Below are 20,001 nucleotides of genomic sequence, written 5' to 3'. Positions count from 1 at the left end.
CATCCGCCGCATGGCAGCGCTCTTTCCTTCTTCCGCCCTCAACACCGGCGTGCGCAAGCGCGAGGTGTTCGGCTGGGCCATGTACGACTTCGCCAACTCGGGCTACACGACCGTGGTCATCACGGCCGTGTTCGCCGCCTATTTCGTGGGCGGCATCGCCAAGGGCGCGCCCTGGGGCCCGTTCGCATGGACCGTGGCGCTCAGCATCTCCTATGCGATCGTGATGTTCACGATGCCGGCCATCGGTGCCTGGGCCGACCTGCGCGCGGCCAAGAAGCGGCTGCTGGCGATCACCACCGTGGGTTGCGTGATCGGCACCGCGGCGCTGGCGCTCTCGCCGCGCTTCTCGGGCGCCACGGGCGTGGCGGTCGCGATGCTGCTGATCGTGGTGTCGAACACCTTCTACTCCTACGGCGAGTCGCTGACCGGCGCCTTCCTGCCCGAGCTCGCGACGCCCGAGGGCATGGGCAAGGTCAGCGGCTGGGGCTGGGCCTTCGGTTATGTCGGCGGCATGCTGGCGCTGGGCCTGTGCCTGGCCTACGTGCTGTGGTCGCAGGCGCGCGGCCTGCCGGCCTCGCACTTCGTGCCGGTGACGATGCTGATCACCGCCGCGATCTACGGCACGGCCGCCTGCGCCACTTTCGCGCTGCTGCCCGAGCGCGCCAAAGCGAGCGCGCAAGCCCTCGGCGACGTCAAGGCGCCGGGTGCCTGGCAGCAGTTGCGCTCCACTTTCCGCCAGGCGCGCGCCTACCGCGACTTCATGACCCTGCTGGCCTGCACCGTCTGCTACCAGGGTGGCGTGGCGGTGGCGATCACGCTGGCCGCGATCTATGCCGAGCAGGTGATCGGCTTCGTCGCGAGCGAGACCATGGTGCTGATCTTCGTGCTCAACATCGCGGCGGCGCTCGGTGCCTTCGGCTTCGGCTACGTGCAGGACCGCATCGGCCACAAGACCTCGCTGGCCGTGACGCTGGTGGCCTGGATCGCGGTCTGCGTGATCGCCGCGCTGGTCACGACCAAGGGCGGCTTCTGGTGGGCCGCTGCCATCGCGGGCCTGGCGATGGGTTCGAGCCAGTCGGCCGGCCGCGCGATGACCGGCTACTTCGCGCCGCCGGCCCAGATGGCCGAGTTCTTCGGCCTCTGGTCCTTCGCCACGCGGCTCGCGAGCATCGTCGGCCCGCTGGCCTACGGCGCGGTCACCTGGCTCACGGCCGGCCACCAGCGCATCGCGATCCTGTCGACCGCGGTGCTGTTCGTCGCCGGCCTGCTGCTGCTGTGGCCGATCGACGTGCGGCGCGGCCGTGAGGCCGCGCTGCGAGGGCAGGCGTAGTTCTCAGGAACCGTTGAACAGGCTGTTGTTGGTGATCGGCCAACCCACGGCCGGCGCGTAGCGGATGGTCCAGTTCGCCGGGTCCTTCACGCGCGCTGCGAAGGCGGGCAGGTCCGAGCGGTCGAGCGATCCGGTGTAGATCGCGTTGGTCTGGTTCGCCGGGCTGACCGTGAACGAGAAGGCGGTGCCCGCCGTCGTGAGCGCGTCGGGGATGGTGCCCGCCGCGCCGCCGAGCGTCAGGCTCGCAAGGTAGTTGCCGACCGCGGTGATCTTGCCCGCGGTGCCCACGCCCAATCCATCGATGGTGCCGCCCTGGAAGGCATAGACCGTCTCCGACTTGCCGATGCCGCCGGGCGAGCCGAGCGTGGTGCCCTTGTCGGCGATCGGGTTGCCCGTCACGTCGGTCTGGATGGTCACGATCGTGCCCGCGGGCAGGTTGCGGTCGGCGGTCCAGACAAAGGCGGTCTCGTTCGTGATGTCGGTGAATTCGAGCGCGCCGGCCTTGCGGTCGCGGTCGGTGAAGGTCACCTGGGTGCCGCCGTTCACGGCCTTGAGCAGCACGAAGGCGTAGGCGTCCGGCGCTTCGGCATTGCCCGCCATGAACAGCAGGTCGCCGGCCACCAGCTGCGTCGGCGCGCCGGCCGTGACGAAGCTCAGTTCGGTCGCGCTGCTGATGCCCGCGTAGGCATTGCCGACCGGATCGGTGATCGCGTTGGCATCCACCGTCAGGTAGTAGCCGCTGTCACCGGCGAGCTTGGCGCTCGGCACCAGCGTCAGTACGTTGAATGCCAGCTGCACGCGCGCGGCGGCACTCTTGGCGTTGAAGGTCTCGACCACGCTGCCGTCGGCCTTGTGCAGCACGATGTTGCCGGCGCCGAGGCGGATGGCTTCGTTGAACGAGAGCGAGATCGAGGTGTCGAGGTTCACGCCCACACGGCCGGCGGCCGGTGCGGCGACCTTGAGCTGAGGTCCGGTGGTGTCGACCCAGGGTTCGCCGAGGCGCACGACGAAGCCGTCGAACTTCTGGTCGGCCGGGTCGAGGTCCTTCGAGGCTTTGGTCTGGCCGGGCCACACGGTGTCGCCGTTGTCCAGCAGCAGCTGGACCTGCGTGCCCGCCTTCACCGGACCCGGCACCTCGACCGTCGATTCGAAGCTGCCGCCCGTGGCCTTGCGCAGCGCATCGAGGTCGTTCGAGAGCTCGACCGGCGCGCTCGACGGATTGCCGTTCCAGGCGAACAGCGCGAAGTTGCGGTCCACGTCGGGGCTGGCGGCGCCCGCGGGGCCGGCCACGATCAGGTAGTTGCCGTCGGTGCCCTTGTCGATCGAGCGGATGCCGCGGCCGCCCAGTTCGAGTTCGATCGGTGCGCCGAAGGTGGCTTGCGTGGCCGTCCCTCCGACCAGCGCGGCGTAGTTCTGCACCGGCACGATCAGCGCCTTGGCGCGCGTCGAGCCGCCGGTCTGCGGCGCCCGGAAGCCCAGCCACAGCGCGCTGTCGTTCGGTGCGCTGGTCATGCCTTCGACCGAGAAGCCGTCGACCCGCTCGGGTACGACGCCGGCACCCGCCGAGACGGCGAAGCCGAAGTGGTTGGCACCGAGGCCGTGGCCGTTGGAGACATCCCAGGCGACGAGCTGGGCTTCGAGGGCCGAGAACTGGCCGACATAGGTGAAGGTGGTGGCAGCGCCCGTGCCCGACACCTTCACGGCGAATAGGTGCGAGCGATCCGGCGCATCGCCGCCGTCCTTCTTGTTGCTGTTGGAGCCCGTGAGGTACAGCGTGTCGCCGATGCGCGTACCGGCCTCGAGGTCGAGCTCCTTGCCGAGCTTCGGCCCATCGGTCTCGTAGCTCCATTCCTTGACCGCAGCGCCGCCGGCACGCGGGTACACGCGCAGCACGTTGGCCTCGTCGTCGGCCACCAGCATGAAGCCGTCGGGCAGCGCGAAGGCGGTGGAGGCGTCCGAGGAACCTTCGGTGGTGCCGGCGTTGGGCGTGAAGGTGGCGCTCGACACGAGCTGCGGCGCCGGCGGGGGCGCAGGCGGCGGCGGCGCCGTGGCGGGCGGCGGGGGCGGCAGGAAGCCGATGAAACCGCCGTCGCTACCGCCGCCACCGCAGGCGGCCAGCATCAGCGAGAGGGCGCTGGCGAGCAGCATGGGCTTGAAAGGAATGCGGGTCGAGCGAAGCGGAGTGGGCGTTGTCATGGTGCGCGTTGGTTGTTCTGAACAAACCGCGCATGCTGGTACTTTGGGATGACATTTCAGTGAAACACCGCGGTGCTCGACGGTAAAGACGGTGTGTCAGAACGAAGACTGCCGCAGCGACTTCGGTACCTTGTAGCGTTCGCCGTCGTAGCGCAGCGTCACCGAATTGAAACGCGCGGGCAGCGCCTTCTCGATGCAGCCCTGGTCCTCGGATGCCTGCGCGCGGCTTTGCACGACGGTGCGCGACAGCATCAGGTCGGCATAGCCGTTGCTCGCGGCCTTGCCCACCGACAGCATGGTGCGCAGTTTCTCGAAATGTCCGGCGCAGGCCGAGGCATCCCATTCGCCGCTCTCGCGATCGAGCTCGATCTCCTGCAGCACCTGGCGCAGCTTCGAGCCCTGCTGCACGTAGAGGCGCAGCGTCTCGCTTGCGGCGCTGGCGGTGCCGACGTCTCGGTAGCGCACGCGCAGGCCGAAGGCGCGGGTGTCGCTCGCGAGCACGTAGCGCGAGGTGTCGATGCGCACGTCCTGGATCAGGTTGTGGCGGTCCTCGTCGAGCGCCTCGGCCTGGAAGAGCCGGCCGATGACGGTGTCGCGCTCGGTGTTGCCGTTGTCGGGGCGCTGGATCAGCAGCACCTCGAGGTCGTAGACCTTGGCGCCGTTGTCGCTGGTCTCGCGCGGCATCGGCAGCACGACGATGCTGCGGCCCGGATAGGCCGGCCAGGGCTTGCAGGCGGCCAGCCGCTCGTCGAGCGGCCGGTGCGGATGCAGCTTGGCGTGCATGCGCTCGGCCAGGCCGCTCTCGCAGGCCGCATGGCCCGCGCCGGCCGCGAGCAGGCCGGCGAGCAGGAGGGCGAGGTGGCGCAGCGGGCGCATGGAACGAGGCGGCCGTTCAGGCCGTGGTCGCCTGCGGGCGGTCGGGGAGCAGGTCGGCAGGCCGCAGTCCCAGCCAGCGCGCGGCCGCGGCCTGGAGCACCGCGGCATCGCCGCTGCTGCGCAGCGCCACCCAGCCTTCGTCATGGGCCGCGGCATCTTCGCGCAGCAGCCCCGCCGCACCGAGCAGCCGCCGCGTCTGCAGCGCCACCGGCACGCCGGAATCGAGGAAACGGACGGCGGCGGGTGCCAGCCGCCGCAGGCGGTCCTGCAGCAGCGGATAGTGGGTGCAGCCGAGCACCACGGTGTCGGTCTCGCCGGCGTCGCCGCCGAAGGGGCCGGCCAGCGCCATGTAGTGGGCGCAGAGCTGGTCGATGGCGAGCTCGTCGAGCCGCTCGATCGCCGCCACCAGCCCGTCGCAGGGCACCGAGCGGATGCGCTCGGGATGGACAAAGGTATGGCGCAGCGCCGCGTACTTGGCGCTCGCCAGCGTGCCGCGCGTGGCCAGCACCGAGACGTGGCTGGTGGCGCTGCCCGCCACCGCGGGCTTGATCGCGGGCTCGAGGCCGACGATCGGCAACTCGGGGTTCTCGGCGCGCAGCACGTGGATCGCGGCCGTGGTGGCGGTGTTGCAGGCCACCACCAGCGCCTTGATGCCGTGCTCGCGCACCAGCGTGTGGACCACGCGCCGCGAATGCTCGGTCACGTAGGCGTCGCCGCGCTCGCCGTAGGGCGCATGCGCGGTGTCGGCGAAGTAGACGAAGCGCTCGCGCGGCAGCTCCGCGCGCAGCGCGCCCAGCACGCTCAGCCCGCCCACGCCGCTGTCGAACACGCCGACGGGCGAAGTGGAAGCGGACGGCTGCGGACGCGCGGCGAGGCTCAAGCGGGTTCCAGCGTGATGGTCTTGAACTCGCCGCTGGCGATGCGCTTCTGCCACCCGGCCGGGCCGGTGATGTGGGCGCTGGTGCCGCCGGCATCGACCGCCACCGTCACCGGCATGTCGACCACGTCGAATTCGTAGATGGCTTCCATGCCCAGGTCCTCGAAGCCCACCACCTTGGCGGTCTTGATCGCCTTGCTCACGAGGTAGGCGGCGCCGCCCACGGCCATCAGGTAGGCGCTCTTGTGCTTCTTGATCGCCTCGATCGCGACCGGGCCGCGCTCGGCCTTGCCGATCATCGCGATCAGGCCGGTCTGGGCCAGCATCATCTCGGTGAAGCCGTCCATGCGCGTGGCGGTGGTCGGGCCGGCCGGGCCCACGGCCTCGCCCTTCACCGGATCGACCGGGCCCACGTAGTAGATGACGCGGTTGGTGAAGTCCACGGGCAGCTTCTCGCCCTTGGCCAGCATGTCCTGGATGCGCTTGTGCGCGGCGTCGCGGCCGGTGAGCATCTTGCCGTTGAGCAGCAGCGTGTCGCCGGGCTTCCAGCTCGCGACTTCGGCGGGCGTGAGCTTGTCGAGGTCGACGCGCTTGCTCTTCTTCTCGTCGGGTGCCCAGTCGATCTTGGGCCACAGGTCGAGCGAGGGCGCCTCGAGGTAGACCGGGCCGCTGCCGTCCATCACGAAGTGCGCATGGCGCGTGGCCGCGCAGTTCGGGATCATCGCCACCGGCTTGCTGGCCGCGTGGGTCGGGTACATCTTGATCTTGACGTCGAGCACGGTCGCGAGGCCGCCCAGGCCCTGCGCGCCGATGCCCAGGGCGTTGACCTTCTCGAACAGCTCGAGGCGCAGGGCTTCGACCTTGGTCAGCTCTTCCTTTCGTGCCGCCTTGGCCTGCAGCTCGTGCATGTCGAGGTCGTCCATCAGGCTTTCCTTGGCCAGCAGCGCGGCCTTCTCGGCCGTGCCGCCGATGCCGATGCCCAGCATGCCCGGCGGGCACCAGCCGGCGCCCATGGTCGGCACGGTCTTGAGCACCCAGTCGACCACGCTGTCGCCGGGGTTCAGCATCACCAGCTTGCTCTTGTTCTCGCTGCCGCCGCCCTTGGCGGCCACCGTCACCTCGACTTTGTCGCCGGGCACGATCTCGGTGAAGATCACCGCGGGCGTGTTGTCCTTGGTGTTCTTGCGGTCGAACTGCGGATCGGCCACGACCGAGGCGCGCAGCGTGTTGTCGGGGTGGTTGTAGCCGCGGCGCACGCCTTCGTTGATGGCGTCGTCGAGGCTGCCGGTGAAGCCGCCCCAGCGCACGTCCATGCCCACCTTGAGGAACACGTTGACGATGCCGGTGTCCTGGCAGATCGGGCGCTGGCCGGTCGCGCTCATCTTGCTGTTGGTGAGGATCTGCGCCATCGCGTCCTTGGCGGCGGGACTCTGCTCGCGCTCGTAGGCCTTGGCCAGGTGGGCGATGTAGTCGGCGGGGTGGTAGTAGCTGATGTACTGCAGCGCGGCGCTGATCGATTCGATCAGGTCGGCCTGCTGGATCGTGGTCGTCATGGTGGGGGGCTTTTTTTAGGGTGTGGAAACGCCCCCCGATTATCTCAGCGCCGGGTTTTGCCGGCTGGGGCGCTCACAAGGTGTGAAGAAACCGTAGCGAGCGCCCCGAGGTCGCGCCGAGGACCGGAGCCGTACTTTGTACGGTGAGGACCGCAGGTGCGAGATCGGGGCGCGCAGTAGGTCTATTCACACCTTGTCAGGCGGGCCCCGCCGCGCGCATACCCGCCGCCAGGAACGGAATCATCTCGCGCAGCGCCTTGTCGAATTCGCGGCCGTTGCTCGCGCCGTCGGAGATCACTTCGAGCCGGCCGGTGTCGGCCAGCACGTACTGGTAGGTGCCCAGCACGAAGATGAAGCGCCAGGCCACCTGCTCCTGCGAGAGCCCGGGCAGGCTGCGCGCGAAGGCGCGCACGAAGCGCCGCGAGGAGTCGTCGTAGAGCGAGCTGCGCAGCTTGCTGCCGAAGCGCGTGCCGTCGAGCTGCAGATGGGCCTGCATGCGCAGGAAGTTGCGGCCCCGCGCGCCGCTGAGCGCGAGCGCCACGGCCGGCGTCAGGAAGATCTCGATCAGGCGCTCGAGCCCGATGGGGCGGTCTTCCTGCAGCGCTTCTTCGGCATCGAGCAACCGCATGCGCTCGTCCACCAGCGGCTGGCCGCCGCGCATGTAGGCCTCGAGGAAGAGGGCGTCCTTCGACTTGAAGAAGTAATGAATCATCCCCTGGTTGACCTTGGCCAGGTCGGCCACCGCGCGCAGCGAGCAGCCTTCGAATCCGTGCTCCGCGAACAGCCGCTCGGCCGCGCGCAGGATGGCTTCGCGGCCATCGGTCTTGCGAGGTGTTCGAGGGGCCTTGGGCGCGGGCGCTTCGGCCGTGGCGGCTTTGGGAGTGGCGGGCATCGGGGATCGCGATCGCGCGGGCTGCGGGGAAGGGGATCGATGGTAACTGGCCTTGCCGAGGGTCCGATTTCGTGGTTATTATTAGTCGATCGACTAACTAATAAACCCGGCGGATGAACCGCCGGTGGAGACCCGATGACCCTGTTCACCCTCTTGCGCGGCGCTGCCGCCGCCTTGTCCCTGGCCGTGCTCGCCGCCGCGCCGGCCTGGTCCCAGTACCCCGAGCGCAGCGTTCGCCTGGTCGTGCCTTACCCCGCGGGCGGCGGCACCGACAACATCGCCCGCCTGCTCGCGGACAAGCTCTCGCAGCGCCTGGGCCAGCCCTTCGTGGTCGACAACCGGGGCGGCGCCAACGGCAACATCGGCGCCGACGCGGTGGCCAAGGCCCGGCCCGACGGCTACACGCTGCTGCTCGCGGGCCTGGGCCCGCTGGCCGTGAACCCGGGGCTGTACGCACGCATGCCCTACGACCCGGCACGCGCGTTCGCGCCCATCGTGCAGGTCTCGTCCGCGCCGCTGGTGCTGGTGGCGGGCCCGGGCGCCCCCGCGGGCGACCTGCGCCAGCTGATCGCCTTCGCGCGCCAGCATCCGGGCCAACTGACCCTGGCCAACGCCGGCGAGGGCTCGCCGCATCACATCTGCGCCGGGCTGTTCGCCCGCGAGGCCGGCGCGGCCGTGACCCATGTGCCGTACAAGGGCGCCGCCCCCGCCATCACCGACCTGCTGGGCGGCAGCGTGCAGGCGCTGTGCGACAACGTGGGCACCATCCGGCCCTTCATCGAGTCGCGCAAGGTGCGGCCGCTGGCCGTCTCCACCCGCGCCCGCACCAGCCTGCTGCCCGAGGTGCCCACCTTCGCCGAGGCTGGCCTGCCGGGCATCGACTTCTCCCTGTGGTTCATGCTGGTGGCGCCGGCCGGCACGCCCGCCGACGTGGTGGCGCGGCTCAATCGCGAGGCGAACGCGATCCTGGCGCAGCCCGAGGTGGCCGCGAAGTTCCGCGAGTTCGCCAACGAGCCCGTGGGCGGCACGGTGGAGGCGGCCGCCGCGCACCTGAAGACCGAAACGCAGCGCTGGCCCGGACTGGTGAAGTCCATCGGCCTGGCGCAGCAGTGAGGCGGGGGCATTCATGCAGTTGATCGACCTGTCCGTCGCCATCGAGAACGACCTGCCGGTGGACCGCCCGGGCAACGGGCCGCGCATCCGCTACCAGCACCACCGCGAGACCTTCGCGGCCCTGGCCGGGCCCTTCGCCGGCCTGCGGCCCGAGGACCTGCCCGATGGCGAGGCCTGGGCGGTGGAGCGCATCGACCTGTCCACCCACAACGGCACCCACATGGACGCGCCGTGGCACTACGCCTCGACCATGGACGGCGGCCGGCCCGCCGCCACCATCGACGAGGTGCCGCTGGACTGGTGCCATCGCCCCGGCGTGAAGCTGGACCTGCGCCACCTGCCGCACGGCCACGTCGCCACGGTCGATGACCTGGGCGCGGAGCTGCAGCGCATCGGCCACGTGCTGCAGCCGCTGGACATCGTGCTGGTGAACACGGCCGCCGCCGCGCGCTACGGCCAACCCGACTACCTCGACAGCGGCTGCGGCCTGGGCCGCGAAGCCACGCTCTGGCTGACGCAGCAGGGCGTGCGCGTGGTGGGCACCGACGCCTGGTCCTGGGACGCCCCTTTCTCGCACACCGCCCGGCGCTACGCCGCCACCGGAGACGCCTCCCTGATATGGGAGGGGCACAAGGCCGGCCGCACCACGGGCTACTACCAGATGGAAAAACTGACCAACCTCGACCTCCTGCCCGCCAGCGGCTTCCACGTCATCTGCTTCCCCGTGAAGATCCACAAGGCCTCGGCCGGCTGGGTGCGGGCCGTGGCGGTGCTGCCATGAGCGCCGCGCCGGACCACGCCTTGCTCGGGACCTGGTACCTCCGCGAGGCCCATGCCGTGGACCCCCGTGGCGAACGTCTGTTCGACGTCTACGGCGCCCGACCCTCGGGCGTCATCCACTACGGCGCCGACGGCCGCATGACGGCACTCATCACGCACGACGGCCGCGCGCGCCTTTCGGGCTCGGACCGGCAGGACGCCACCGACGCCGAGAGCGCAGCGGCGTACCGCTCGTCGATCGGTTATGCCGGGCGCTATGTCCGCGAGGGCGACTGGATCGTGCACCACGTCGACATCTCGAGCTACCCGAACTGGGTCGGGACCCGCCTGCGCCGCGAGGTGCGGCTGGCCGGCGACACGATCGAGCTGCGCACCGCGCCGCAGCCGCAGGCGGGTGTCGAGACCGTCCTGAAGCTGGTCTGGCAGCGCGCCCCCATCGGGCTGGATGCCATGCCCGAACCCCTTCGCACACCCACCCCATCGGCCACGCCATGACCAAGCCTTCTAGAAAAGTCATCATCACCTGCGCCGTGACCGGCGCCATCCACACGCCCACCATGTCGGACGCGCTGCCCTATCGACCCGAGGACATCGCCCGGCAGGCCATCGAGGCGGCCGAGGCCGGCGCCGCGGTGCTGCACCTGCATGCGCGGCATCCGGAAACGGGCGCGGTCTCCATCGAGCCGGAACGCTTCCAGGCCTTCCTGCCCGCCATCCGCGCCGCCACCGGCGCGGTGGTCAACCTGTCGACCGGCGGCAGCCTCAATCACACGGTGGCCGAACGCATCGCGCCGGCGCTGCGCTTCTCGCCGGAGATGTGCTCGCTCAACATGGGGAGCATGAACTTCTCCATGCATCCGCTCGCGCAGCGCTACAAGGAATGGAAGTTCGACTGGGAGGAGCCCTACCTGCGCGAGTCCGACGGCTACATCTTCCGCAACACCTTCCGCGACATCGGCATGGCGGCCCGTGCGCTGGCAACGCACGGCATCAAGTTCGAGCACGAGTGCTACGACGTGGGCCAGCTCTACAACCTGAAGTTCTGCATGGACAGCGGCCTGTTCGAGGCCCCGGTCTTCATCCAGTTCGTGCTCGGCATCCTCGGCGGCATCGGCGCGGACCTCGAGAACCTGGTCTTCATGAAGCGCACCGCCGACAAGCTCTTCGGCACCGGCTACCAATGGTCGGTGCTGGGCGCGGGCGCGAGCCAGATGCAGCTGGCCGTGGCCGCCGCGACGCTGGGCGGCCATGTGCGGGTGGGCCTGGAGGATTCGCTGCAGATCGCGCGCGGCGAGCTGGCGACGTCGAACGCGCAGCAGGTGGCGAAGGTACGCCGCCTGCTGGAGGAACTGGGCCACGAGATCGCCACGCCCGACGAGGCGCGCGCCATGCTGGCGCTCAAGGGCGCGGACCGGGTCGCTTTCTGATCCCGGCCGCGCGGCCGGTGGCTACTGCGCCGCGGCCCGCGCCTGCGCGATCCAGCCGTCGAACAGCGATTGGTGCGCGCGGATCCAGCCGTCGGCATGCCGCTCCATGTCCTGCTGGCTGTTCGCGCCTTCGCTCATGCGCAGGTTCTGCGCGTTGATGTCGCCGATCGGCACGTTCATGACCTCGAACAGCTTCGCCGCGGCCGGGTTCTTCTCGGCGAATTCGCGGTTGGCGACGATGCGTTCCTGGTTGGCGAGGAAGCCGTAGTTCTTGCCGTTCGGCTGGCGCGTGTCGATGTTCTCGCCACCCTGCGAGGCCGAGAACGGCACCTGCAGCCACACCACGTCGGCGCCCGGGCGCAGCACGGCACTGACCCAGTAGGGCGTCCAGGTGTAGTAGAGGATCGGCTTGTCCTGCTTGAAGCGCGCGATGGTGTCGGCCATCAGCGCGGCATAGCTGCCCTGGCGGTGCGTCACGGTGTCGCGCAGGCCGTAGGCGCCCAGGTGGTTCTCGATCGCGAGCTCGCAGCCCCAGCCGGGGTTGCAGCCCGTGAGGTCGGCCTTGCCGTCGCCGTCGGTGTCGAACAGCTTCGCGATCGCCGGCTCCTTGAGCTGCGCGATGTTGGTGATGTGGTACTGCTCGGCGGTCTTGCGGTCGATCAGGTAGCCCTGCACCGCGCCGTCGGCGTAGACGCCCTGGCGCCACAGCTTCGCGTCGCCGCCGCTGTTCTTGTAGAAGTCGGCGTGCAGCAGGCTCCAGTGGTTGGCCATGAAGGTGGCGTCGCCGTTGGCGATCGCCAGGTGCTCGGTCGCGGGCTCCAGGTCCTTCATCGGTTCGACCGTGTAGCCGAGCTTCTCGAGCGCGCGCATCACGAGCAGGGTCTGGAAGGCCTCTTCGGCCAGCGAGCTCTTGAGCGGCTTGACGACGATGCCCTGGCCGGGCAGGTCGGTGGCGGCATGCGCCGGCAGGGTGAAGGTCGTCGCGGCCGCGAAGGCCAGGGCCAGCAGGCCGAGGCTGCGTGCGAAGGGATTCATCGATGTCTTCATGCGTCGTGTTCCTCCGGTGCTTCAGCGGGTCTGGGTCGAAAGGGCCGGCACGGCTTCTTCCGCGCCGCGCGATGCGGACGGCGCCACCGCGCGCTGCAGCGTGCGCAGCGCCAGGCCCACGGGTCCGCCATGCCACCAGCGCTGGCCGCCGCGGCGCGGCCGGCCCATGGCCTGCGTCAGCCGGTCGAGCGAGATCGCGAGCAGCACGATGCCCAGGCCGCCGACGGTGGCCAGGCCCATGTCGAGCCGGCCGATGCCGCGCAGCACCATCTGGCCCAGGCCGCCCACGGCGATCATCGAGGCGATCACCACCATCGACAGCGACAGCATCAGCGCCTGGTTGATGCCGGCCATGATCGAGGGCATGGCCAGCGGCAGCTTCACCTTCACCAGCATCTGCCAGGGCGAGGCGCCATAGGCGCGCGCGGCCTCGATCAGGTCGGGACGCACCTGGCGCAGCCCCAGGTTGGTCAGGCGCACCAGCGGCGCCAGCGCGAACACGATGGTCACGATCACGCCCGGCACGTTGCCGATGCCGAACAGCATCACCACCGGCACCAGGTAGACGAAGGCCGGCGTGGTCTGCATCGCGTCGAGCACCGGGCGCATCACGCGCTGGGCCCGGTCGCTGCTGGCCAGCAGCACGCCCAGCGGCAGGCCGATGACCATGCAGAAGACCAGCGAGGTCAGCACCAGCGACAGCGTGACCATGGCCTCGGGCCAGATGCCCAGCATCGCGACCAGCAGCAGCGCGACGGTACTGCCGATGGCCAGCGCGCGGCCCGCGAACTGCCAGGCCAGGAGGCCGATCAGCGCGATCATCGCGAGTGTCGGCAGCCCGGTCAGCAGGCTCTGCACCGAGTTCAGGGTGCTGTCGATCGGCAGCCGCACGGTCTGGAAGAAGGGGCGGAAATGCTCGACCACCCAGCCCAGGCCCTGGTTGATCCAGGACTCGACCGGCAGCGAGCCGTCCCAGAGGCGGTGCAGCTGGAAGCCGGCGGCATCGGCTTGGCCGGCGAGCTGGTGCGCGGCGTCGGACGGCACGGGTGCGTCGAGCCAGGCGCTGGTGGCCGCGGGATCGGGCGCGGCCGACAGGGCCTCCCAGGGATCGAGCGCGACGGGCGCCGGCGCGGGCTGTTGCGCCAGCGCGGCGGCGGCATCGTTGGCGGTGGCGAGGTCGGAGGGCAGGGTGGTGTCGTTCATCTTCTCGGCGGTTCCTTCGAAATCGGGTTCAGGCCAGGACATGGGCAGGAGCGGCGCTCGCGGCGGGCGCGGGCGGCAGCGCGGGATCGATCGGCGGCGTGTCGCGATCGAGGAACTTCAGCAGCGTGGTCTTGCTGATCGCGCCGCAGAAGCGGCCGTCGGCCGCCACCACCGGCACCGCGCAGGGCGCCTGGCCCACCTGGCCGATCAGTCCGGCCACGGGCGCGTCGGCCTCGATGGTGCCGAGATCGGCGAGGAACGCATGGCGCAGGCCCAGCGGTCCCGAATGGCCGTCGAGCGCGGCGCGCAGCGTGTCGGCCGAGACCGTGCCGAGGTAGCGCCGGTCGGGGCTGGTCACGTAGGCGAAGTCGCGGTCCTGGTCCTCGAGCAGCTTGAGCGCCGCGCGGGCGCCGCGCTCGGGATGCTCGCAGACCACGGTCAGCGGCTTGCGCGCGATGTCGGCGGCCTTGAACACGGCCGCCGCGTCCACGCCGCGAACGAAGCTGCGCACGTAGTCGTTGGCCGGGCAGCGCAGGATCTCGTCGGGCGTGCCGACCTGGATCACCTGGCCGTCCTTCATGATCGCGATGCGGTCGCCGATGCGCATCGCCTCGTCGAGGTCGTGCGAGATGAAGACGATGGTGCGGCGCTGCTGCTGTTGCAGCCGCAGCAGCTCGGACTGCATCTCGGTGCGGATGATCGGGTCGAGCGCCGAGAAGGCCTCGTCCATCAGCAGGATCGAGGGATCGGAGGCCAGCGCGCGCGCCAGGCCCACGCGCTGCTGCATGCCGCCCGAGAGTTCGTCGGGATAGCTGTCGCCCCAGCCGGCCAGCCCCACCTGCGCGAGCGCGAGGTCGGCCTGCGCCAGGCGCTCCTTCTTGCCGGTGCCCGACAGCTCGAGCCCGAAGGCCGTGTTCTCGCGCACCGTCATGTGCGGCATCAGCGCGAAGGACTGGAACACCATGCTGATGTCCTTGCGGCGCAGCGCGCGCAGCCTGGCGTCGGAGTGTTCGTTGATGTCGGCGCCGTCGATCACGATGCGGCCCGCGGTCGGCTCGATCAGCCGGTTCAGCAGCCGCACCAGCGTCGACTTGCCCGAGCCCGACAGGCCCATGATCACGAAGATCTCGCCGGCCTGGATCTCGAAGGTGGCATCGAACACGCCGATCGACTGGCCGGTCTTCGCGAGGATCTCCCTCTTCGACAGACCTTGGCGCACCAGCGCCAGCGCGTCGTCGGGCGCGTCGCCGAAGACCTTGAAGACGTGGTCGATGAGAATTCCTTTGGCCATATGCCGGGCTCCTTGTGCGAAGGTTGGACGGGTGCCGTTCCGCCTGGAAGCGGGACGGCAGCGGCCACGCCATCAGCCGATGGCTGCCGGAAGGCACTGAGGACGACGTGGCGACGAAACCAGTGCCCGCCGGATGCTTCGCTCGCGGGCAACGGGCCTGGTCGAGGGGCGCCGCCTGGAGAAGCGTGACGTGGCAGTGGGGCCGGAACTATCCGGCCGGTGTGCCGGGCTGGGCCCGGCGGGAGAACCTGCACCGCGACGGGATTCGGAGATCCGCGAGTAGTGCCGGCGGGAGCTGCAGCGTCATCCCGCAGTGGGATTTGTAAATGACTTGCAGGTCCGCGAAAGACGATGATTATAACTTTTTGACATGAAGCATGTCAATCCGCCGCCTGCGAACGGCTGTAGTCTGGAACGCAATGGCCGCGTCAGATGAGAGCCATTCTTATCGGGCGATACTCGGGGCCGCGTCCGGCGAGCGGGCGCACCCCTTTTCAAGACTGCGGAGCTTTTCTCATGACGACTTCCCCCAAGACCCGTGCCGAGCGCGACACCTTCGGACCGATCGACGTGCCGGCCGACAAGCTGTGGGGCGCGCAAACGCAGCGCTCGCTGCAGAACTTCGACATCTCGGGCGAGCAGCAGCCGCGCGAGATCATCAAGGCCCTGGCCCAGGTCAAGCGCGCATCGGCCGTGGTCAACCACGCGCTGGGCCTGCAGGACGAGAAGAAGACCCACGCCATCGTCGCCGCGGCCGACGAGGTCATCGCCGGCAAGCACCCGGGCGAGTTCCCGCTGGTGGTCTGGCAGACCGGCTCGGGCACGCAGACCAACATGAACGTCAACGAGGTGCTGGCCAACCGCGCGAGCGAACTGCTGGGCGGCGAGCGCGGCGAAGGGCGCCTGGTGCATCCCAACGACGACGTGAACCGCAGCCAGTCGAGCAACGACGTGTTCCCGACCGCGATGCACGTGGCGGCCGTCGAGGCCATCACGCACAAGCTGCTGCCGGCCATCGCCAAGCTGCGCGGCACGCTCGAGCAGAAGTCGAAGGACTTCGCCGACATCGTGAAGATCGGCCGCACCCACCTGCAGGACGCCACGCCGCTCACCTTGGGCCAGGAGTTCTCGGGCTACGTGGCGCAACTCGCCCATGGCGAGGCGCACGTGCGCGCCGCGCTGCCGCACCTGAGCGAACTGGCGCTGGGCGGCACGGCCGTGGGCACCGGCCTCAACGCGCCCAAGGGCTATGCCGAGCAGGTGGCGGCCGAGCTCGCGAAGCTCACCGGCCTGCCGTTCGTGACCGCGCCGAGCAAGTTCGAGGCGATGGCCAGCGTCGATGCGCTGGTGCATGCCCACGGCGCGCTCAAGACCCTGGCCGCCAGCATGAACAAGATCGCCAACGACGTGCGCTGGCTCGCGAGCGGCCCGCGCAGCGGCATCGGCGAGCTGAGCATTCCCGAGAACGAACCGGGCTCGTCGATCATGCCGGGCAAGGTCAACCCGACCCAGAGCGAGGCCGTCACGATGCTGGCCGCGCAGGTGTTCGGCAACGACGTGGCCATCAACATCGGCGGCGCCTCGGGCAACTTCGAGCTCAACGTGTTCCGCCCGATGGTGGCCCACAACTTCCTGCAGAGCGTGCGCCTGTTGGCCGACGGCATGGTGAGCTTCAACGACCACTGCGCCGTGGGCATCGAGCCGAACCGCGAGCGCATCACCGAGCTGGTGCAGCGTTCGCTGATGCTGGTGACCGCGCTCAACACGCACATCGGCTACGACAAGTCGGCCTATATCGCGAAGAAGGCGCACAAGGAAGGCACCAGCCTGCGCGAGGCCGCGATCGCCTCGGGCCACCTCACGGCCGAGCAGTTCGACCAGTGGGTGGTGCCCGAGAACATGACGGGCCGCTGAGTCGAGCCTGCCCCATGCAAAAAGGACCCGTGAGGGTCCTTTTTTCGTTGGGCGACGGGTGGGTTCAGTACCCGATCGTGTAGCGCTGGCGCGAGTGCGCGGGCTTCTCGAGCTCGTCGATAAAGGCGATCGCGTAGTCCTCGAACGTGATCCAGCTGCGGCCCTCGGCGCTGACCAGCAGGTCGTTCTGGCCGAGGCGGAACTTGCCGGTGCGTTCGCCTTCGACGAATTCGGCCGAGGGCGAGAGGAAGGTCCAGTCGAGTTCCTTCTCGGCGCGCAGCGCCTCGAGGAACACGCCACCGGCCGAGGCCTCGGCCTTGTAGGCCTCGGGGAAGTTCGGTGTCTCGATGACCTTGAGGCCCGGTGCCGCGAACAGGCTGCCGGCGCCGCCGACCACCAGCAGGCGCTTCACGCCCGCGCGCTTCGCGGGTTCGATGATGGCCGTGGGCGGCACGGTCGCGAAGTGGGCGGCGCTGAACACGGCGTCGTGGCCGGCCAGGGCCTTCTCGAGCGCGGCGCCGTCGAGCACGTCGAGGTCGACGGCCTTGACGTTGGCGCGGTCGGCGAGCTTGGCGCTGGCATGGCGCGCGATGGCCGTGACCGTGTGGCCGCGGCGCAGTGCTTCTTCGAGGAGGCGGCCGCCGGCGCGACCGGTGGCGCCGATGATGGCGATATGGCTCATGGAGGACTCCTTGGAACGAGCGATGGGAAGAGGGCGATGAGGCTCATCTTAGGTTTCTCATTTCGAAAGAAATACCTCGAAATTCGCGCTTCTTTATTCCTAAAATCGTTCGAATGGACCGTCTCAACGCAATGCGCGTCTTCGTGACCGTGGTCGACGCGGGCAGCCTCTCGGCCGCCGCCGACAAGCTCGACATGTCGCGCCCCGTGGTCACGCGCTACGTCGCCGAGCTCGAGCAATGGACCGGCGCGCGGCTGTTGCACCGCACCACCCGGCGCCTGAGCCTCACGGCCGCGGGCGAGGAACTGCTGCCGCGCTGCCGCCAGGTGTTGGAGCTCGCGGGCGACATGCAGGCCGCGGTGCGCCATCCGGCCGAGGCGCCGCGCGGGCAGTTGCGCATCACCACCGGCACCTCGTTCGCGCAGGCGCAACTGGCCGATGCCATCGCCGACTACGTGCGGCTCTATCCGGGCGTGATGGTCGACCTGGTGCTGCTCGACCGCACCGTGAATCTGGTCGACGAGCGCATCGACCTCGCGATCCGCACCGCGGCCGAGATCGATCCCAACCTGATCGCGCGCCGGCTCACGGACTGCCGCTCGGTGGTCTGCGCCTCGCCGGCCTACCTGGCCGAGCACGGTACGCCGCAGCGCGTGGACGAACTGGCGCAGCGCAACTGCCTCACGCATTCCTACTTCGGCCACAGCCTCTGGAGCTTCACGCGCAAGAGCGACGGCGCGCCGGTGTCGGTGGCCGTGGACGGCAACGTGTCGGCCAACGATGCGGCCAGCCTGATGTGCCTGGCGCGCGCGGGCGCGGGCATCGCGATGCTGCCGACCTACCTGACGGCGCAGCTCGTGCACGGCGGGGAGCTGGTGCCGCTGTTCCCCGATTTCGAGCCGCAGGTGGTGGGCATGTACGCGGTCTACACCTCGCGCAAGCACATGCCGGCCACCTTGCGCACCATGCTCGATTTCCTGGCGCAGCGCTTCACCGCCGTGCCGGCCTGGGACCTGCCGCTGGCGGCCTGAACGAAGCTCAGTGGTCGGCCGGGGGATGCGCCATCAGCCGGTCGGTGAAGGCGATGGCCATGGCCGAGAGCAGGAAGGCGACGTGGATCACCGTCTGCGCGATCAGCACCTTGTCGGTGTAGTTGTCGGCGTTGATGAAGGTCTTGAGCAGGTGGATCGAGCTGATGCCGATGATGGCGGTGGCCAGCTTGACCTTGAGCACCGAGGCGTTCACATGGCTCAGCCACTCGGGCTGGTCGCGGTGGCCTTCGAGGTCCATGCGGCTCACGAAGGTCTCGTAGCCGCCCACGATCACCATGATCAGCAGGTTCGAGATCATCACCACGTCGATCAGCGCCAGCACCACGAGCATGATCACCGTCTCGTTGAGCGCGGCCACCGGCGCGGTGGTCTTGTAGCCGATGCTGTTGATCAGCGCCTGCAGCGCGGTCTGGCTGCCGAACGCGGCCTCGACCAGGTGCAGCAGCTCGACCAGGAAATGCACCACGTAAACCGCCTGCGCCACGATCAGTCCCAGGTACAGCGGCAGCTGGAGCCAGCGGCTCGCGAAGATCAGCCGTGGCAGCGGGCGCAACGGAGAGGTGCGGGCGTGAACGGGCATGTTCCGGGGATCGAAGGGGTCGGGGGAGGACATCGGGGAGGCGTGTGTGACGGGAGCGCGGATTCTAGGGGTGTCCCGGTGACGCACTCGTGATAACCCCCCGCTCTAACATCGGGGGTCCGTCAGCAGCACGCCGGTTCGGCGTCAGTGGCCCGTAAGTGGTCGCGCCGACATTACGGCCGCAATTCATCCAGGAGACACGAGACATGAGCAGCGCATCGAAGAACATTGAATCCGTCCTGGTCGAGAACCGCGTGTTCCCGCCCGATGCCCGCGCCACGCAAGGCGCCCGCATTTCCGGCATGGCCGCTTACGAGGCCCTGTGCAAGGAAGCGGAACAGGACTTCGAAGGCTTCTGGAGCCGCCAGGCCACGACCCACCTGCAGTGGACCAAGCCCTTCAGCAGGATCCTCGACGAGTCGAACGCGCCGTTCTACCAATGGTTCGGCGACGGCGAACTCAACGCCAGCGCCAACTGCCTCGACCGCCACATCGGCACGCCCGTCGAGAACAAGACCGCCATCGTCTTCGAAGCCGACGATGGCACCGTCACGAAGGTCACCTACAAGGAACTGCTCGCGCGCGTGAGCCAGTTCGCCAATGCGCTCAAGGCCTCCGGCATCAAGAAGGGCGACCGCGTCATCGTCTACATGCCGATGACGGTCGAGGGCGTGATCGCGATGCAGGCCTGCGCGCGCATCGGCGCCACCCACAGCGTGGTGTTCGGCGGCTTCTCGGCCAAGGCGCTGCAGGAACGCATCATCGACGCCGGCGCGGTCGCGGTCATCACGGCCAACTTCCAACTGCGCGGCGGCAAGGAGCTGCCGCTCAAGGCCATCGTCGACGACGGCATCGCGCTCGGCGGCTGCGAGTCGATCAAGACCGTGTTCGTCTACGAGCGTACGGCCTCGGCCTGGCACCGCGTCGAGGGCCGCGACAAGACCTTCGCCGAAGCGCTGGCCGGCCAGAGCACCGAGTGCGCGCCCGAGCCGGTGAACGCCGAGCACCCGCTGTTCATCCTCTACACCTCGGGCTCCACCGGCAAGCCCAAGGGCGTGCAGCACGCCACCGGCGGCTACCTGCTGTGGGCCAAGATGACGATGGACTGGACCTTCGACATCCGCCCCGAGGACGTGTTCTGGTGCACCGCCGACATCGGCTGGATCACGGGCCACACCTACGTCGCCT

General features: G+C 69.3%; 18 protein-coding genes. 8 read left to right on the top strand and 10 right to left on the bottom strand.

Annotated features, from left to right (window positions below; translation table 11 throughout):
- Nucleotides 1-10: 10 nt before the first annotated feature.
- Complete coding sequence (locus BM109_RS15880; protein WP_093344219.1) at nt 11-1,330, top strand: MFS transporter; 1,320 nt, start codon at nt 11-13, stop codon at nt 1,328-1,330.
- Between the two features lie 3 nt (nt 1,331-1,333).
- On the opposite strand, the gene BM109_RS15875 is transcribed toward BM109_RS15880, so the two are convergent.
- The 5 genes from BM109_RS15875 to BM109_RS15855 form a co-directional block, all read right to left on the bottom strand.
- Nucleotides 1,334-3,526 carry an Ig-like domain-containing domain gene (locus BM109_RS15875; RefSeq protein WP_093344217.1) on the bottom strand — a complete coding sequence of 731 codons (2,193 nt, stop codon included), beginning with the start codon at nt 3,524-3,526 and terminating at the stop codon, nt 1,334-1,336.
- Between the two features lie 96 nt (nt 3,527-3,622).
- Nucleotides 3,623-4,402: a PA3715 family protein gene (locus BM109_RS15870; RefSeq protein ID WP_093344216.1), complete on the bottom strand. Its 780-nt coding sequence runs from the start codon at nt 4,400-4,402 to the stop codon at nt 3,623-3,625.
- 16 nt (nt 4,403-4,418) lie between these two features.
- Entirely contained in the window at nt 4,419-5,282 is an 864-nt protein-coding gene (gene murI, locus BM109_RS15865) for a glutamate racemase (RefSeq protein WP_093344214.1), read from the bottom strand.
- Nucleotides 5,279-6,832, bottom strand: a complete 1,554-nt coding sequence (locus tag BM109_RS15860; protein ID WP_093344212.1) for a fumarate hydratase — start codon at nt 6,830-6,832, stop codon at nt 5,279-5,281. The genes murI and BM109_RS15860 overlap by 4 nt, the downstream gene beginning before the upstream one ends.
- Nucleotides 6,833-7,028: 196 nt before the next feature.
- A complete protein-coding gene (locus BM109_RS15855) occupies nt 7,029-7,724 on the bottom strand; it encodes a TetR/AcrR family transcriptional regulator (RefSeq protein ID WP_093344211.1) in 696 nt (231 codons plus the stop codon).
- Nucleotides 7,725-7,859: 135 nt separating this feature from the next.
- On the opposite strand from BM109_RS15855, the gene BM109_RS15850 reads away from it, so the two are divergent.
- From BM109_RS15850 to BM109_RS15835, 4 genes are read left to right on the top strand one after another with little or no spacing between them, the layout of a single operon-like run.
- The gene (locus BM109_RS15850) at nt 7,860-8,837 is read left to right on the top strand and encodes a Bug family tripartite tricarboxylate transporter substrate binding protein (RefSeq protein WP_093344210.1); all 978 of its coding nucleotides are present in this window, start codon (nt 7,860-7,862) and stop codon (nt 8,835-8,837) included.
- Between the two features lie 13 nt (nt 8,838-8,850).
- Entirely contained in the window at nt 8,851-9,618 is a 768-nt protein-coding gene (locus BM109_RS15845; RefSeq protein WP_093344208.1) for a cyclase family protein, read from the top strand.
- Entirely contained in the window at nt 9,615-10,112 is a 498-nt protein-coding gene (locus tag BM109_RS15840) for a lipocalin-like domain-containing protein (protein WP_093344207.1), read from the top strand. Before BM109_RS15845 ends, BM109_RS15840 begins: the two co-directional genes overlap by 4 nt.
- On the top strand, nt 10,109-11,044 hold the full coding sequence (locus BM109_RS15835) for a 3,5-dioxohexanoate:acetyl-CoA acetone transferase (RefSeq protein ID WP_093344205.1): 936 nt from the start codon (nt 10,109-10,111) through the stop codon (nt 11,042-11,044). Before BM109_RS15840 ends, BM109_RS15835 begins: the two co-directional genes overlap by 4 nt.
- A 21-nt stretch (nt 11,045-11,065) precedes the next feature.
- Here BM109_RS15835 and proX read toward each other — a convergent pair whose 3' ends face one another.
- From proX to proV, 3 genes are read right to left on the bottom strand one after another with little or no spacing between them, the layout of a single operon-like run.
- The gene (gene proX, locus BM109_RS15830) at nt 11,066-12,091 is read right to left on the bottom strand and encodes a glycine betaine/L-proline ABC transporter substrate-binding protein ProX (RefSeq protein WP_093344204.1); all 1,026 of its coding nucleotides are present in this window, start codon (nt 12,089-12,091) and stop codon (nt 11,066-11,068) included.
- Between the two features lie 21 nt (nt 12,092-12,112).
- Complete coding sequence (gene proW, locus BM109_RS15825) at nt 12,113-13,294, bottom strand: glycine betaine/L-proline ABC transporter permease ProW (protein ID WP_093344202.1); 1,182 nt, start codon at nt 13,292-13,294, stop codon at nt 12,113-12,115.
- Nucleotides 13,295-13,322: 28 nt separating this feature from the next.
- On the bottom strand, nt 13,323-14,585 hold the full coding sequence (gene proV, locus BM109_RS15820; RefSeq protein WP_093344201.1) for a glycine betaine/L-proline ABC transporter ATP-binding protein ProV: 1,263 nt from the start codon (nt 14,583-14,585) through the stop codon (nt 13,323-13,325).
- Between the two features lie 516 nt (nt 14,586-15,101).
- On the opposite strand from proV, the gene fumC reads away from it, so the two are divergent.
- Nucleotides 15,102-16,499: a class II fumarate hydratase gene (gene fumC / locus BM109_RS15815; RefSeq protein WP_093344199.1), complete on the top strand. Its 1,398-nt coding sequence runs from the start codon at nt 15,102-15,104 to the stop codon at nt 16,497-16,499.
- 64 nt (nt 16,500-16,563) lie between these two features.
- Here fumC and BM109_RS15810 read toward each other — a convergent pair whose 3' ends face one another.
- Nucleotides 16,564-17,181, bottom strand: coding sequence for an NAD(P)-dependent oxidoreductase (locus BM109_RS15810; protein WP_093344198.1), 618 nt, complete (start codon nt 17,179-17,181; stop codon nt 16,564-16,566).
- A gap of 113 nt (nt 17,182-17,294) precedes the next feature.
- On the opposite strand from BM109_RS15810, the gene BM109_RS15805 reads away from it, so the two are divergent.
- Nucleotides 17,295-18,212, top strand: a complete 918-nt coding sequence (locus BM109_RS15805) for a LysR family transcriptional regulator (protein WP_093344196.1) — start codon at nt 17,295-17,297, stop codon at nt 18,210-18,212.
- Between the two features lie 7 nt (nt 18,213-18,219).
- Here BM109_RS15805 and BM109_RS15800 read toward each other — a convergent pair whose 3' ends face one another.
- Complete coding sequence (locus BM109_RS15800) at nt 18,220-18,846, bottom strand: YqhA family protein (protein WP_093344195.1); 627 nt, start codon at nt 18,844-18,846, stop codon at nt 18,220-18,222.
- 173 nt (nt 18,847-19,019) lie between these two features.
- Between BM109_RS15800 and BM109_RS15795 the strand changes: the two genes are divergently transcribed.
- A partial coding sequence (locus BM109_RS15795) for an AMP-binding protein (RefSeq protein ID WP_143129174.1) occupies nt 19,020-20,001 on the top strand: 982 nt, incomplete at its 3' end.

Source organism: Variovorax sp. PDC80 (assembly GCF_900115375.1).
Lineage (GTDB): Bacteria > Pseudomonadota > Gammaproteobacteria > Burkholderiales > Burkholderiaceae_C > Variovorax.
The sequence above is the reverse complement of the archived record's forward strand: the minus strand, read 5'-3'. Positions and strand labels throughout refer to the sequence as shown.